At 69.0% G+C, this 13,998-nt stretch carries 13 protein-coding genes and 3 pseudogenes; 7 read left to right on the forward strand and 9 right to left on the reverse strand.

Annotated features, from left to right (window positions below; translation table 11 throughout):
* The first annotated feature begins 58 nt into the window (after positions 1–58).
* Complete coding sequence (locus tag AB0G52_RS26295; protein ID WP_361339173.1) at positions 59–886, forward strand: alpha/beta hydrolase; 828 nt, start codon at positions 59–61, stop codon at positions 884–886.
* Between the two features lie 166 nt (positions 887–1,052).
* Here the strand turns inward: AB0G52_RS26295 and AB0G52_RS26300 are convergent, their stop codons facing one another.
* Positions 1,053–1,196, reverse strand: a complete 144-nt coding sequence (locus AB0G52_RS26300; protein WP_361339176.1) for a hypothetical protein — start codon at positions 1,194–1,196, stop codon at positions 1,053–1,055.
* Between the two features lie 26 nt (positions 1,197–1,222).
* Between AB0G52_RS26300 and AB0G52_RS26305 the strand changes: the two are divergent.
* The 3 genes and pseudogenes from AB0G52_RS26305 to AB0G52_RS26315 form a co-directional block, all read left to right on the forward strand.
* Positions 1,223–1,641: pseudogene (locus AB0G52_RS26305) on the forward strand (IS5 family transposase); the annotation flags it as partial.
* Positions 1,642–1,679: 38 nt separating this feature from the next.
* Positions 1,680–2,789, forward strand: a complete 1,110-nt coding sequence (locus AB0G52_RS26310) for a hypothetical protein (RefSeq protein WP_361339179.1) — start codon at positions 1,680–1,682, stop codon at positions 2,787–2,789.
* Entirely contained in the window at positions 2,786–2,956 is a 171-nt protein-coding gene (locus AB0G52_RS26315) for a hypothetical protein (RefSeq protein ID WP_165939303.1), read from the forward strand. The genes AB0G52_RS26310 and AB0G52_RS26315 overlap by 4 nt, the downstream gene beginning before the upstream one ends.
* Before the next feature lie 430 nt (positions 2,957–3,386).
* Here the strand turns inward: AB0G52_RS26315 and AB0G52_RS26320 are convergent.
* From AB0G52_RS26320 to AB0G52_RS26330, 3 genes and pseudogenes are all read right to left on the reverse strand, one after another.
* Positions 3,387–3,638, reverse strand: a pseudogene (locus tag AB0G52_RS26320) (hypothetical protein); the annotation flags it as partial.
* Positions 3,639–3,802: 164 nt separating this feature from the next.
* A complete protein-coding gene (locus AB0G52_RS26325) occupies positions 3,803–4,453 on the reverse strand; it encodes a peroxiredoxin-like family protein (protein WP_361339182.1) in 651 nt (216 codons plus the stop codon).
* Between the two features lie 109 nt (positions 4,454–4,562).
* Positions 4,563–4,709: a hypothetical protein gene (locus tag AB0G52_RS26330; RefSeq protein ID WP_361339185.1), complete on the reverse strand. Its 147-nt coding sequence runs from the start codon at positions 4,707–4,709 to the stop codon at positions 4,563–4,565.
* A 165-nt stretch (positions 4,710–4,874) separates the two neighbouring features.
* Here AB0G52_RS26330 and AB0G52_RS26335 point away from each other — a divergent pair, with 165 nt between their 5' ends.
* On the forward strand, positions 4,875–5,474 hold the full coding sequence (locus AB0G52_RS26335; protein ID WP_361339188.1) for a TetR/AcrR family transcriptional regulator: 600 nt from the start codon (positions 4,875–4,877) through the stop codon (positions 5,472–5,474).
* A 232-nt stretch (positions 5,475–5,706) separates the two neighbouring features.
* Here the strand turns inward: AB0G52_RS26335 and AB0G52_RS26340 are convergent.
* From AB0G52_RS26340 to AB0G52_RS26360, 5 genes and pseudogenes are all read right to left on the reverse strand, one after another.
* Positions 5,707–5,929, reverse strand: a pseudogene (locus AB0G52_RS26340) (sodium:solute symporter); the annotation flags it as partial.
* Positions 5,926–7,497, reverse strand: a complete 1,572-nt coding sequence (locus AB0G52_RS26345) for an MFS transporter (protein ID WP_361339191.1) — start codon at positions 7,495–7,497, stop codon at positions 5,926–5,928. The pseudogene AB0G52_RS26340 and the gene AB0G52_RS26345, both read right to left, overlap by 4 nt.
* Positions 7,498–7,499: 2 nt before the next feature.
* Positions 7,500–9,164, reverse strand: coding sequence for a histidine phosphatase family protein (locus AB0G52_RS26350; protein WP_361339194.1), 1,665 nt, complete (start codon positions 9,162–9,164; stop codon positions 7,500–7,502).
* A complete protein-coding gene (locus AB0G52_RS26355) occupies positions 9,164–11,206 on the reverse strand; it encodes an FAD/NAD(P)-binding protein (protein ID WP_361339247.1) in 2,043 nt (680 codons plus the stop codon). The genes AB0G52_RS26350 and AB0G52_RS26355 overlap by 1 nt, the downstream gene beginning before the upstream one ends.
* Before the next feature lie 35 nt (positions 11,207–11,241).
* The gene (locus tag AB0G52_RS26360) at positions 11,242–11,421 is read right to left on the reverse strand and encodes a hypothetical protein (RefSeq protein WP_361339197.1); all 180 of its coding nucleotides are present in this window, start codon (positions 11,419–11,421) and stop codon (positions 11,242–11,244) included.
* Between the two features lie 304 nt (positions 11,422–11,725).
* Here AB0G52_RS26360 and AB0G52_RS26365 point away from each other — a divergent pair, with 304 nt between their 5' ends.
* Positions 11,726–13,189 carry an NB-ARC domain-containing protein gene (locus tag AB0G52_RS26365; RefSeq protein ID WP_361339200.1) on the forward strand — a complete coding sequence of 488 codons (1,464 nt, stop codon included), beginning with the start codon at positions 11,726–11,728 and terminating at the stop codon, positions 13,187–13,189.
* A gap of 46 nt (positions 13,190–13,235) precedes the next feature.
* On the forward strand, positions 13,236–13,922 hold the full coding sequence (locus AB0G52_RS26370; RefSeq protein WP_132888125.1) for a haloacid dehalogenase type II: 687 nt from the start codon (positions 13,236–13,238) through the stop codon (positions 13,920–13,922).
* Positions 13,923–13,998: the final 76 nt, after the last annotated feature.

Genomic DNA, 13,998 nt, shown 5'->3' on the forward strand with positions numbered 1-13,998 from the left:
AACCCCGAATGGGCGTGACGTCAGGGGCCCGCGAGCGGACATCGAGAGGAGTGCATCCATGCCCTTCGCCACCGCCAAGGACGGCACGCAGATCTTCTACAAGGACTGGGGCTCGGGCCAGCCCGTGCTCTTCTCCCACGGCTGGCCGCTCACCGCCGACGCCTGGGACCCCCAGATGAAGCTCATGGTGGACAACGGATTCCGCGCCATCGCTCACGACCGGCGCGGTGGCGGCCGCTCCGGTCAGCCCTGGGACGGCAACAACCTCGACACGTACGCCGACGACCTGGCCGCGGTCATCGAAGCCGAGGACCTGCACGACGTCATTCTGGTCGGGCACTCCACCGGCGGCGGCGAAGTCACCCGTTACATCGGCCGGCACGGCACGTCACGGGTCGCCAAGCTGGTCCTGCTGGGCGCGATCCCGCCGCTGATGCTGAAGACGGAAGCCAACCCTGAGGGCCTGCCGATCGAGGTGTTCGACGAGATCCGCCAGGGTGTGCTCACGGACCGTTCGCAGTACTACAAGGACCTCAGTGCCCCGTTCTACGGTGCCAACCGTGAGGGCTCGACCGTCTCCCAGGGAACGCGTGACGAGTTCTGGCTCTGGAGCATGACGGTCGGCATCAAGGGCGCCTACGACTGCATCAAGGCGTTCTCCGAGACGGACACGACCGAGGATCTGAAGAAGGTCGATGTGCCGACACTGATCGTGCATGGCGACGACGACCAGATCGTGCCCATCGTCTCCGCGGGCGCCAAATCATCCAAGATCGTCGAGGACGCGCAGTACAAGGTCTACGAGGGCGCGCCTCACGGCCTCGCGATGGTGCCCAAGTACGCCGAGATCTTCAACAAGGACCTGCTTGAGTTCGCGCGGAGTTAGCGACGGCGCGGAGTTGGCGACGGCTCGCACTCCGGTGAACGGCAGCACTGCCACGGAAACTGCGGGGAACCGGCGCTGCGAATCGGCAGCACGAGAGGGCCGGCTCATCGCCTACGTCCGGAGCGGCTGAATCTGGCTCGGCGGCCAGGTTGACCGGTTCGCCGTGTCAGCCGACCGGGCTCGCCCCTTGCTGGAAGACGTTGATGAGATTTCCGTCGTTGTCACGGATCGCGGTCGAGATACTGCCGTCGTCGAGGTCCATCTGCTCCCAGACGGTCGTCACCTCCAGATCACGGAAGGTGCGGGTCACGCTGTCGAGTAGTGATCACCGATGCGATGCGGGACCGGATCGAGCCGCTGGTGCCTGCCGATCCGGTCCGCGGGCGGCGATGGGCCGACCACCGCCGCACTTCTGAGGCCATCGCGTGGAAGTACCGCACCCACTCGCCCTGGCGAGACCTGCCCGACGAGCTCGGCTCGTTCCAGACCGCTCGCAAGCGGCTGATCAGGTGGGCCCTCGATGGCACCTGGGAGAGGATCCTCGCAGCGGTCCTGGCGGCGGCGGACGCCGACGACGACCTCGCCTGGACGGTGTCTGTGGACTCCACGGTCGTCCGGGCCCACCAACACGCTTGCGGAGCAAGCAAAAAGGGGCTTCCCACTCCGGCGAGCCCGCCGATCACGCGCCCGGACGCTCCCGCGGCGGACTGAGCACCAAGGTCCACCTGGCCGCAGACGGCCGCGCACGACCCCTCCCAGAGCCCGGTAGCCGCCACAACCCATCCCGGTCTCGATGAGAAAGGCGGCAGCTTGGGACAGCGCAAGCGGCAGATACTCAAGCACCCCGCCTCTCACGCATGAGGCCGACCAGCGTGGTGCCGCCGGCAAGGGCCTGCCCACGGCCACGACAACCGATCCGTCCGGTCTCGCGCTGAAGACCACCACGTCGTACGACTCGCAGGGCCGGGTCACCAAGTCCACCCTGCCCAAGTCGTCCGGCTCGGACGCCGGCGCCACGGTGACCACCTACTACTCCGCCACCGGCACCGGTGCCTGCAACGGCAAGCCGGAATGGGCCGACCTGGTCTGCTCCACCGGCCCGGCCGCCACCGTCACCGGCGGCGGATCCAACCCGACGGATCTGCCCACCAAGACCATCGAGTACGACCGGTGGGGCAACACCGCCAAGACGACCGAGATCGCGAACTCGGTCACCCGCACCACCACCGACACCTACGACAGCGCAGGGCGGCTCAAGACCACCTCCGTCAGCGGCGGCGTGGGCACCGCGGTACCCGACACCACCACCACGTACGACGCCGACAGCGGTGACGTGGCCACGGTCACCTCCCACGGGCAGACCATCACCCACACCTACGACCAACTCGGCAGGGAGCTCACCTACAACGATGGCACCGGCAACACGGCGAGCACGCAGTACGACGCACTCGGCCGCGTGGTGAAGACCACCGACTCCGCCCCCTCCAGCACTACCTACACCTACGACACGTCCAAGGACCCGCGCGGTGTGGAGACCTCACGCACCGACTCGGTCGCCGGCACCTTCGCCGCCACCTACAACGCGGACGGCGACCTGCCCACCGAGGCCCTGCCGGGCGGCTACACGCTGACCATCGGGCAGGACGAGACCGGAGTCACGACCTCCCGGGTCTACATCCAGGACAGCGACGGCACCGTCGTGGCCTCCGACGAGGTGGACCACTCGGTGCAGGACCAGACAGTCACGGACGCGGACACAAACGGGCAGACCCGCAGCCGTAGTTACAGCTACGACGCGGCCGGACGCCTCACGCGGGCGGACGACACCGACCCGACCGGCGCCTGCACGCGCCGCGACTACTCCTTCGACAACAACAGCAACCGCACGCACTGGCCACGGTGACCGCCGACGTGGGCGCGGCCTGCACATCGACCGGCGAGACGACGACGTCGTACACGTACGACAGCGCAGACCGCCTGGAGACCACGGGCACGGTGTACGACGCCTTCGGCCGCACCACCACCCAGGCATCCGGCGCCGTCATCGGCTGTGAACGACACGGACCGTGAGGTGCGCGTGGTGGCTTGCTCGCAGAATCGCCCCGACTTTCCGGGACCTTTCGACATCTAGCCGCACGGTTCCGTCCTCATGGGCGGGGACTGGCTACCGGCCGACGACCCGGGTTCCGCATGCTTCATCTCCGGTCCCACGACCGCGGGAGACGCCGGCTTCCACGGTTGCCTGAAAATGCCGACCCGGGATGACACTCGCGATAAGTTCAACGCCTCCGAAGCCGACCAATCGATGAGTAAGCGACAGTGTCTTGACTTGTCGAATCCCGGAGTCCCGTAACTAAAGGAGTAAAAATATGCCGCCCGGCATTCTCAGGCGGGGCAGGCAGTAACAGGCCTCCCAGACAGGAGTGGACCGGAGCCAGGTCCCCGGGCCACCCCTGCCTCCCGACCGACGCGGTGCTTGCATGGAGCTAGTAGTGCTTCGTTAGGTTCTGGTTCTGCTGGTCGGCAGGGGTCGGCCGCAGGTGGTGCAGGACCTGGTAGAGGGTCAGGCCGGCATCTGGGCTTTTGGGGTCGAGCCGCCGCAGGGTGAGGAAGGCCCGGGCGGCGGTGACGAGGGGGACGTGGTGGTGCCAGCCGCGCCAGGGTGCTCGATCCGCCAGCGCATCTTCGCCCAGCGCACCAGATCGGCGACCGGGGTGGTGGCAGGCAGGTTGCTCATCCAGTAGCCGGTCGGCTCGGTCGCCGTGCCGGGCACCGCCCACGCGGCCTTCCCGTACGCGCCGCAGGCAACACCGCGCTGATGGAGGCCATCACAGACCTGCCGCCGATCGTCGTCGCCGATCTCTTCGGGATCAGCCCCGCGACGACCCACCGCTGGTCCCAGCTCGCTGCCCGCGGTCAGCTCATCGCGTCGAGGGCGGCGAGGATGTCGGCCGGTTCGGCGCGGGTGGTGTAGTCGGCGTCGACGAAGGCCCAGCGGATCACTCCGTCGCGGTCGATGACGTAGGTGGCGGGCAGCGGGAGGGTGCGCGGGTGGCCATGGTTGACGCGCTGGAGGTCGAAGCCGAGTTTGTCGTAGACGGTGGCGAGGTCGTCGGGGAGGTCGAAGGCGAGGCCGTACTGCTTGGCGGTGTCGGAGCCGATGTCGCTGAGGACGTCGAAGGCGAGGTCGTGCTTCTCGGACAGGGTGAGGGACTCGTCGGGGATCTGCGGGGAGACGGCCACCAGGCGGGCGCCGCGGGTGGTGATGGCCTCGTGGTGCCGCTGGAGGGCGCGCAGGGCGATGTTGCAGTACGGGCACCAGGCACCGCGGTAGAAAGTCAGGATGACCGGGCCGTCGGCGAGTAGGCCGTCCAGGGTCAGGGTGTGGCCGGTCGCGGAGGGGAGGCTGAAGCGCGGGGCCTGCGCACCGACGGTCAGAGCGCGGTCGGCCTGGCCGGAGTCGGCGAGTTCCTGGCCGGCGCGCTGCATGATCTCCCTGATCTCGGCGGGGATTTGCTGCTGACGGGCTTCGTAGAAGGTGCGCAGTTCGGCGTTCAGGGTGGTCATAGCGCTGGTTCCTCCCGGTTGGCGGCTGGAGCGGGGCTTATCTTGAAACGATTGTTCCAAGATAGGGGTATGCAGGGTCCCGCGCCAGCCGTGCGGAGGCGCCCATCGGTCAGAGGCTGGTGAACGGACGGTGGTCGGCCAGGGCGAGGGCGCGGGCGAAGGCGGCGAGGTGCACCGCGCGTCGGGCGAGGAAGCGGAGGAGGCGGGGTGTGCGCGAGCCGTAGGCGGCGCCCCAGAGGGCTGGTATGCGATTCATGGGGGCATGGTCGCGGCGCTGGACGCTGTCGCGGGTGAATCGTGGACGAACCTGGACGCCTCGCGCAGGTGAGCGGCCTGTCCCAGTCTGTTCCCGTCAGTACCTTTGCGGCGTACTGAACGGGGAGTATCTTGGAATCCTTATTTCAGGATGGCGGGGTGAAACATGCCGGACATCAAGCACTTCGATCCGGACGCCACCTTGGAGACCGTGGTGCGACTGTTCTGGCGGCAGGGCGTGGCCTCGACCGGGATCCAGGACGTGGTGACCGCGACCGGGCTCAACCGTTCCAGCCTGTACGCCACGTTCGGCGGCAAGCAGGAGCTCTATCTGGCCGCGCTGCGCCGGTACCTGGAGCTGCGGTCCCAGCCGATGTTCCGGCGCCTGGCGGAGGACGAGCGGGGTCTGCCGGCCGTTGCCGAGTTCTTCGACGGCCTGATCGAGGCCCGCTGCTCGGGTGAGTACGCCCGCTGGGGCTGCATGGTCTCCAACGCGTACGCGGGGGCGGAGAACAGCGACCCGGACGTACGCGCGGTCCTGGACCAGCACCACCGTGAGCTGCGCGACGCCATGTACGCGGCGCTCGTCATCGCCGAGCGTCGGGGGCAGCTTGCGGCCGGCGCCGCTCCCGACGCCTCGGCCGATCTGCTGGCGCTTCTGGCCTACGGCGTCAATTTGCGCTCGCGTGCCGGTGCCGACGCCGCGACGCTGCGCAAGACGGTGGCCGCCGCCCTGGAGTCGATCGGTGTCAGGGCGGCGGCGTAGATGTCCGTGGATCACGCGCTCAGCTGGGGTGGGGCGCAGGTGAAGTGCCCGGCCGGAGGGGGGCGGGCACGGCTTCTGCTTCTGACGCACCCGCTGTGTAGTCCCCAGGGGACGTGGCATCCATGCCCTCGGCTGCCGTGGCCGCCTTGAGGACCAAGGTGAGGAGCACTGTCACGACCGCATTGAGCACGAAGGCGGTCGGACCGATGTAGCCGGTCTGGCCGATGCCGGGGATCGCCGCGGGCACGGCGACGAAGGTGTAGGCCGTGTGGACGTCACCGCCGAGCAGGAACCAGGTGATCCTGGTCCAACGAGCGGCCGCCCAGGCCCCAGTCGTCCAGGGTGTGCTCGTCGGCGGCCTTGCGCCGGCGTGCGGCGAGGAGGCCCATGACCGTGTCGGCCAGGAAGAAGAGGGCGAAGACGGCGAGTGCGATCCCGTTGACGCCCCCGGTCATTGCGCCGCACCTCCCTTGCCGGCACCGGGCGTTGAGGCCGTCGCCTGGGCGGCAACAGTCTCGCTGCTGACCAGCTGGTCGAGTTCGGTGTCGAGCGTGGGGGTGCCCTCACGGGTCTGGGCGGCCGCTTGCGGGCTGCTCCCGCGGACGGCAAGGGCGAGTCCTGCCAGGGCCATGGGGAGCGCGACGGACACCGCGGCGGTACGGATGCCGCCCGGTGCCGAAAGAATCAGTGCGATGAGGGGCGGGCCGAAGGCTCCGCCGGACTTGCCGATGGCCGCGGCCCATCCGCCGGCGGTGCCCCGGATGGCCATGGGGTAGATCTCGGCCGTGTAGGGGCCGATGAGCGCGATGACACCGGCGGTGCCGGCGAACAGCAGCATCACGGTGGCCAGCAGGAGGGGCCGGCTGCCGTCCAGCCCGACGGCGGCCAGCGTCAGCAGCGCGCCGACGGTGAGGGCCGCGTAGACGACCATGGTGCCCCTGGCCGACCAGCGCATGTAGAGCCAGGCGCCGATCGCGCAGGTGGGGATGGCGAGCAGCGATGAGAGGAACAGCAGGGGGGCGGCGGACATGCCGTGCCGGCCGGAGGATTCCAGCTGGCCGGGCAGGAAGGTGATGAAGCCCCAGTAGACCAGACCCCAGGCCAGTGCGTAGGCGCTGACCACCAGCGTCTTGGCCCGCTGCGGGCCCTTGAACAAGGTTGAGGCGGGCACCTGCTTGGCTCGTGTCTGCCGGGCCGTGAACGCGGCGGATTCAGGGATCCAGCGGTTCAGGGCGATCAGGATGAGGACCAGCGGGAGCTGGGCGAACCAGGTCACGCGCCAGCCCGCCAGCGGAATGAGGAGGGCGGCCAGTCCGGAGGCGGCCATGTAGCCGCCGGTGGTGGTGAGTCCGGCCTGCAGGACCATGATGCCCGCGCGGCGGCCGGGCGGCAGGCTCTCGGTCATCAGGGCGTAGACGACGGGCAGCATGCCGCCGGCAGCCATGCCCATCAGGGCGCACATGACGAGGGTGCCGCCGTAGGTCGGCATGGCGCCGCACACCGTGGTGCCGAGGAAGAGCAGGGAGGCGACGAGGATGGTGGCCCGACGTCCGATGCGGTCGGCCGCACGGCCCCAGAGGAGGGATCCGAGCACGGTGCCGGTCAGCGCCACCGTGGGCAGCCACGCGACGTCGGCCGCGCTGAGGCCGTATTCCGCCCGCAGGCCCGGCGAGATGAACGCCAGGGTGGCCGGCTTCATCTGGTCCACCAGGAGGGCGAAGGTCAGGATCACGATGAGGCGGCGCCGGCTCGCCGCCGTGATCTGGGGCGGAGCGGGGGCGGCAGCGGGCCGTGCCGTCCGCGGTCGCATGACCGCGATGCCGGAGAACACCACGCCGGCGACGATGGCGGCCATGGCCGCCCACATGATCGCCGGTGACATGTTCATCATGGACATGTGGAAGTGCATGGATGCGGAGTCGATGAACATCCACAGGTGCTCGGCGACGCCGGCGCAGGTGAGGGCGACACCGGTCCAGAACAGTAACGGCCGGGGTATCAGCGAAGCGGGTGGTGCGGACAAGGTCAACTCCTCGCGGAAAGCCGGACGTCGGGGTCTTCAAGGGCGCGGACGGGGGCGGTGGCCTGCTGCTCGGCCGACGGACGGTCCTTGAGGCCAAGTACGTCGGGCCAGCGCGGGTCGTCGGGGGCGACGACGAGGTGGCGGGCGTAGAAGCTGTCGAAGAACGACAGGAGGAACATCGGCAGCAGGGTCCAGATCGCCACCTGCTCCAGCGGTCCGTTGTGGGTCAGCGCGGCGATGATGACCACGACGAACACGTTCGGATAGGTCATGGCGGTGTAGTCGTCGAGCGTCTGGACGTGGCGTCGGCGCTTGAGCAGGGCGGCGACCAGGCGCAGGCCAAGAGCAATGCCTGCGGCGGTGGGCGCGTAGGTGGTGAAGCCGTCCAGGTCGAGCTTGAGGCAGACCAGCACGATGAACGCGGTCAGCAGCAGCACCGCCACATATCCGTTGCGCTCGCCGTATTTGGCCGTGCGGATGGGTGAGCGTTCCCGCAGGCGTTTGACCAGGAGGTAGACCGCGGTGACGACGCCGGTGGAGGTGGCGGCGCTGATGGCGACGGCCGGGGCGACGTTTCCATGCAGGGTCAGGGCGAGCACGGTGGAGAACGACACGGTCGCGGCCAGCGAGGAGAGCAGGACCTGCGCGAACGTCGGCATGATCATCCCGCCGAGGCAGCGGCTGACGGTCATCGCCACCACGGAGCTGGGGGTGGCGAGGAACACGGCGGCGATCGCCGCCGTACTCGTGCTGCCCACAGCCGACCAGCGCACCAGGGCCGCGAAGGCCATCGGCAGGGCGAGATAGCGCAGGGCGACGGACCTCAGCGTGCCGCGGTCGGTGACGAACGTGCGCGCGTTCTCCAGCTCGATGCGGCACATGGTGACAATGCTGGCCAGCACCAGGAGCAGGAGCAGCACATAGGGCGAGGCGGAGATCCGCGCACCCGCCAGGTTGGCGAGCAGGCCCGCCGCCAGGCCCGCGCAGAAGACCATAGGATGGTTGACGACGATCCAGTCGTAGACCATGTTCATGGTCTCGTTCTCGTTCTTCACATAGCTGTGGATCCGGTCGCCCTGCAGCATCTGCGAGTTGGGCAGCCGCAGGTCGTAGGAGTCCTCGGCCGGCCGGTCCAGGATGAACCGGCAGATCAGTTCCACGACGTACTTGTGCGAGACCACACACACCGTCTCCCCACGCCGCAGCGCGGGCAGCAGCTCCTGTTCGTAGAAGGCGTGCACGCGGTCCTTGAACTCCTGGAACGTCTCGCCGCCGTGCATGGTCGGGCTGTCGGCGTTCATGGCCCGCTCGTACTCGGCGATGCCGTGGCGGCGCTGGAGGATGGACTTGCTCTCCAGCGTGTAGCTGCCGAAGTCGCGCTCCATCAGGCGTTCGTCGACCACGACCTCGGGGAGGTCCGTGCCGGGGGCGTCGAGACGGAAGACGGTGCCTGCGGTCTCGAAGGCGCGGGTGAGCGGGGAGACGTAGACGCGGTCGAAGCGCTGACCGCGGTGGCGTTGGGCGACCTTCTCGGCCTGGATCCGGCCGAGGAAGGTCAGGGGCGCGTCGCGCTGCCCGGCGATGCGGTGGACGGAATTGCAGGTCGATTCGCCGTGCCGGACCATGAACAGCCGGCTCAGCAGCTCCTGTTCGTTGTGCTCTGTCATCACGCGCCCTTCTTCGGGGCGTGCTTGACCTGCTCGGCGTACTGGGAATCCCAGCCCGCCAGCTTGGTGATGTCGCACAGATTGTGGACCGCGTGCTTTTGCACGAGCGTGGCCAGCAGGGAGACAGTCCGCCGGGCCTGCGGCGCGGTGAGGCCGAACTCGCGGGTCAGAGCGGCGCCGAAGTCGGCCAGGTCGTCGTCCAGGATGGCGCGGTACTTGCGGCGTTCGGTGCGGTCCTGGGCCTGCAGGTAGTTGACGGCGTTGGGGTAGGCGTTGTCCTGTGCGTAACTCTGCAGGCGCTTGCGCAGGCGGGTGGCCTGCGGTTCCTCGGCAGTGAGGTCGGCGGCGATCCAGTCGCTGCTGCGGATCAGGCAGTGGTGGATGCCGTCAGGGATGTCCATCTGCTCCTCGTCGCTGGCGGATTCGAGGCGGCGCAGCACCTCCATCGCCGTGTCGAAGCACTGGTTGCGCAGGGTGCCGATGCTGAACACGAACGCGCCGAGGCGGCCACGGCGGGTGGTCTCATCGCCTTGGCGCATCGGGCCGACACCGAACAGGCCCGTGGCCGCCGTGCCGTCGGCGCAGATGAGCTCGCCGTGGGTGCCGACCTCGATGCCCCGGTGGGTCTTGGTCTGCGGCTGCGCGTAGCCGTGTGCGTTGACCAGGCCGTGCCACAGGGGGTGGTCGGGGCGCTCGTAGTCGGTCTGGTTGCCCAGGCAGTTGACGACGCGGTCGACGACGATGTCCGGCTGGTCGGCGAAGACCACCCGGATCTTCGTGCCGTCCTCGACGAGGCGCATGTCCTGGATCCCGGCGGACAGGACGTCGACGGTCTTCGGCGCGCCGTGGTAGCCGCGCATCCGGCTGCGCACCACGCCGCCGATCTCCCGCACGGTGCTGGTGCGGTTGGTGACGATCAGGCTCTTGTACCGGTCGAGCAGCATCCGTACGTCGCGGGCGTCCATGCGGGAGATCAGCTCGATGACGTACGGCTCCCATGCCTTCATGACACGCTCGGGGAAGACGGCGTCGAGGGCGCTGCCCGGTTCCACTGCGTGCTCGTCCCGCAGGTGCGCGTACTCCGCCTTGATCCCCTCGACCACCGCTTCGGGGGTGAGCTTCTTGGCGTCGAGGAAGGGCGGCCGGCGGGCCTGCCAGATGTCGTGCTCGTGGTCGACGGGGTAGGTGCCGTGCAGGTGGCCGCCGCGCGAGCAGATCAGGATCTGTCCTCGGTGGCCGGCGTGGATGAGGGAGATCACCGTGTCGAAGGCCGACAGCGCGGAGCCCGTGACAAGGACGCTCTCCTCGGCCCCGACGGACCGGAACCACTCCTGCGCACCGGGGGCGTAGGGGTCGGCAAGGAAGCGCTCGCAGTCCCGGATGCGGTGGTAGAACGGCGCCTGCACCGGCGAGAGATGACCGGTCGCCAGGATCACCTGGTCCGACCACAGGTCGTGCACACCGCCCTGCTCTGCGGCGTCGGCGTACTTGACGACGTAGCCGTCGCCCTGCCGACGCACGTCGATGACCTCACCGGAAAGCTCGTGCAGGCTCACCTCGGCGTGGGCGTCGGCGGCCGCGTCGCGCAGCCGCTCGGCCAGGTACTGCCGGAAGATCCGCCGCGGCACGACGCAGGCCACGCCGAAGGTGTGGTACTGCCACTTCTGCGGCCAATCTGAGCGGTCCGCCTCCTCGTTGGCCCACTCCAGGAAGTCCTCCGGGCGTTCGCGGCGCAGGGTGATGCGGCCGGCCTGGATGTTGAGCATGTGCTCCCAGTTGGTGGACGCCAGGCCGAACGCGATACCGCCGTAGCGGTAGCCTTCCTCCCGCTCTATCAGGCATATCTCAAGGGGCGCATCGGCGAAGTGGAGCAGGCGGATGGCGCTGAGCGTGCCGGAGAAGCCGGCGCCGACGATCGTCACGCGCCGCGTGCCCGGCGCCGCCCCTCCCATGGGCTCGTGCCGCATGCTGCCGGCCCGCATCGCCATGTCCGCTACGCCTCCCTCGCGGCTCGGGCTGTCCTGCATCGTGGTGTGCATCATTTCCACGGTCTTGTCTCCTTCGGTGGGGGGAAGAGTCAGCGCCACTCGTGGGTGAAGCGGACCGTTACGGCGTCACGGATCGAGTTGTGGACGATGCAGCCCCGCTCGGCCTTGAGCAGAGGCTTGGAGATCAGGTCCTCAAGGGCGGCGGGGACCGACATCCGCACGACGACGCTGCCGTCGGCGGGACGTAGGGACACGCCGATGTCGGGCATGGCGGTACACGCACTCCTGTCCTGGAACGAGGGCACCCGGGACTCACGTCCGTGGCGAGCGGGATGCCCCGGGGTGCCGAAGAGCGGGACGGGCCCCAGCATCAGGACGGAACATGGGCTTCCGTGCAGATCGTGGATGATCCTGGATGCGCTCCGTGGCGGGACATCAGCAGTCGGAAATTGCTTGACACTCACGGCCCCGCATCGTCTAACTTGAAACGAGTGTTCCAAGTTTTTGGTGGCCCAGGTGTCCGACGGGGGGATGTTCGTGCCGCAGGTTCTGGATCCAGGGAAAGCCCGCACGATGGACGAATTCATCGCGGAACTGAGACTGCTGAAGGCGTGGGTGGGCAACCCGTCGATCACCGAGATCACGCGGCGTGTCCACCGGGACTGGCAGCGGGCGGGATGCCCGCGCGGCGAATGGCCGGCCCGGTCCACGGTGGGCAACTGCTTCCAGGTGGGCCGCCGCCGCCCCAACTCCGACCTGCTGCTGGCGGTGGTACAGGCCCTTGTCGGCGGCGACGAGGCCATCGTCTCCGTCTGGCGGCAGTCGCTTCGCGCGGTGCTCGGCGAGGCCGAGGCCGCCGCCCGGGTCAGCGCCTACGACCGGCTGCCCGCGGGACCCACCGCATTCGTCGGCAGGACCGGCCTGACCTCCCAGGCAGAGGCTCTGCTGACCCCCGACGGTCAGATGCCGGCGCTGGTACTGGAGGGCATGGCGGGTATGGGCAAGACGTCGCTCGCCTTGCACGTCGCGCACCGACTGCTCGCCCGCGAACGCCCCGAGGTCCCCGTCCTGTTCGCGAACCTGCGAGGCTCCGTCAGGCAGGGGCCGCCCGTCGATCCCGCTGCCGTACTGGAGACGTTTCTGCGGCTGCTCGGCACACCCGGCGACCGCCTCCCGTACGACATCAACGCGCGAGCAGTGCTCTACCGCCAACTACTGTCGGGGACAGGCGCGTTGATCGTGCTGGACGACGCGGCGGACGAGGAACAGCTGCGGCCGCTCCTGCCCGGGATCCCTGGATGTCACACGCTGATCACCAGCCGGCGCACGCTGTGCAGTCTGACCGAAGCCGTCCGCCTGCCGATACCGCCGCTCGACCCGGCCGACTCCGTCGAACTGCTGCGGGCAACGGCCGGAGCCGAACGCCTCGCCCCGGAAGACACCCCGGCCATTCAGAAGATCGCGGACTTACTGGGCCACCTCCCGCTGGCGCTGTCGGTCATCGGCCGCCACATGCGTGACCACCCTGCGTGGACGCTCGGCGACTACTGCCGCGAGCCCCTGGTCACCCTGGCTCTGGAAGACGGAGTACGGACCGCGCTGGCCGCCTCCGACGCCCAGCTGCCGCAGGGCGCCCGGCGACTCCTGCGCCTCCTGCCGCTCCATCCGCAGACGGAGGTGGAGATCGCGGGGGCCGCCGCGCTCCTGGGCGAACCGCCCGCCGCAGCCGAACACCACCTCGCCGCGCTTGCGGCAGCACATCTGGTCGAACGCACCGCACCCGACCGCTTCCGAGTCCACCCGCTCGCCCAGGCCTACGCGGAGGAACGTCTCTGCATCGACGAACCGGCAACCCACATCCATCAGGCCCTGGCCCGCCTGGCGGCACGGGGCAGCAGCCGCGAGGCCGGCATACGGCTTGAGCCCCGTACCCTCCGGGGTTTCCGCCTGCCCCTGCCGCGGCAGCATTCCGCACGAGACGGAGAAATGGCCAGGCTGCTGCAGCAACTGCACTCAGGACGGGTACTCGCAGCCTGAAGGCGCGGCGTCCGGCAGCCGGATACGGACGTCGGGAGGAGACAGCATGCCCGCCGACCAGCACCAGGTCCTCGTCTTCGACGTCAATGAGACGCTCAGCGACCTCGTGCCGCTGCGCGGTCGCTTCAAGGACGTCGGTGCTCCGGTCCGTCTGCTGCCGACCTGGTTCGCCGGCGTACTGCGGGACGGATTCGCCCTGACCGTCGCCGGCGGGTACGCGGACTTCATGTCCGTCGCCCACGACGGACTGCGGGTGCTGCTCTCCGGACTGGAGGGCTGGGCGGGAGATGAAGAGGCCGCCGCCCGGCACATCCTCGACGGCTTTTCCGAACTGGACGTCCACCCCGACGTGCCGGCCGGCGTCAGGAAGTTGAGCGCTGCGGGGTACCGGCTGACGGCGATGACCAACGGCAGCACCGCCCTGACCGAGCGGCTACTGGACAAAGCAGGGGTGCTGCACTGCTTCGAGGCCCTGTCGGACGTACGGGGCCCGCGGTGCTGGAAACCAGCGTCGGCCGCCTACCACTACGCCGTCGAGCAGGTCGGCGTACGGCCCGACCAGGCGCTGATGGTCGCGGTGCACCCCTGGGACATCGACGGGGCGCGGAGAGCCGGACTGCACGCTGCATGGCTGCGGCGCGGAGCCTGCGTGTACCCGCGCACCATGACCCCGCCCAGTTTCAGCGCGCAGGATCTGAATGACCTTGTGAAGACGCTCGTTGCCGACCACTGACCACCGCCAAGGATCCTCGCGAGTCAGTGGCGTGGTCGCTGATCAGCTCCATGGCCCGCATGAACGCAGGCAGGCT

It is taken from the genome of Streptomyces sp. NPDC021562 (genome assembly GCF_040640875.1).
Lineage (GTDB): Bacteria > Actinomycetota > Actinomycetes > Streptomycetales > Streptomycetaceae > Streptomyces.

Excerpts from the sequence above, each read along its gene's own strand:
- AB0G52_RS26335 (WP_361339188.1), top strand. The coding sequence starts at position 4,875 with ATGCCGGACATCAAGCACTTCGATCCGGACGCCACCTTGGAGACCGTG.
- AB0G52_RS26330 (WP_361339185.1), bottom strand. The coding sequence starts at position 4,709 with ATGAATCGCATACCAGCCCTCTGGGGCGCCGCCTACGGCTCGCGCACA.
- AB0G52_RS26325 (WP_361339182.1), bottom strand. The coding sequence starts at position 4,453 with ATGACCACCCTGAACGCCGAACTGCGCACCTTCTACGAAGCCCGTCAG.
- AB0G52_RS26355 (WP_361339247.1), bottom strand. The coding sequence starts at position 11,206 with ATGATGCACACCACGATGCAGGACAGCCCGAGCCGCGAGGGAGGCGTA.
- AB0G52_RS26370 (WP_132888125.1), top strand. The coding sequence starts at position 13,236 with ATGCCCGCCGACCAGCACCAGGTCCTCGTCTTCGACGTCAATGAGACG.
- AB0G52_RS26350 (WP_361339194.1), bottom strand. The coding sequence starts at position 9,164 with ATGACAGAGCACAACGAACAGGAGCTGCTGAGCCGGCTGTTCATGGTC.
- AB0G52_RS26365 (WP_361339200.1), top strand. The coding sequence starts at position 11,726 with ATGGACGAATTCATCGCGGAACTGAGACTGCTGAAGGCGTGGGTGGGC.
- AB0G52_RS26295 (WP_361339173.1), top strand. The coding sequence starts at position 59 with ATGCCCTTCGCCACCGCCAAGGACGGCACGCAGATCTTCTACAAGGAC.
- AB0G52_RS26310 (WP_361339179.1), top strand. The coding sequence starts at position 1,680 with ATGAGAAAGGCGGCAGCTTGGGACAGCGCAAGCGGCAGATACTCAAGC.
- AB0G52_RS26360 (WP_361339197.1), bottom strand. The coding sequence starts at position 11,421 with ATGCCCGACATCGGCGTGTCCCTACGTCCCGCCGACGGCAGCGTCGTC.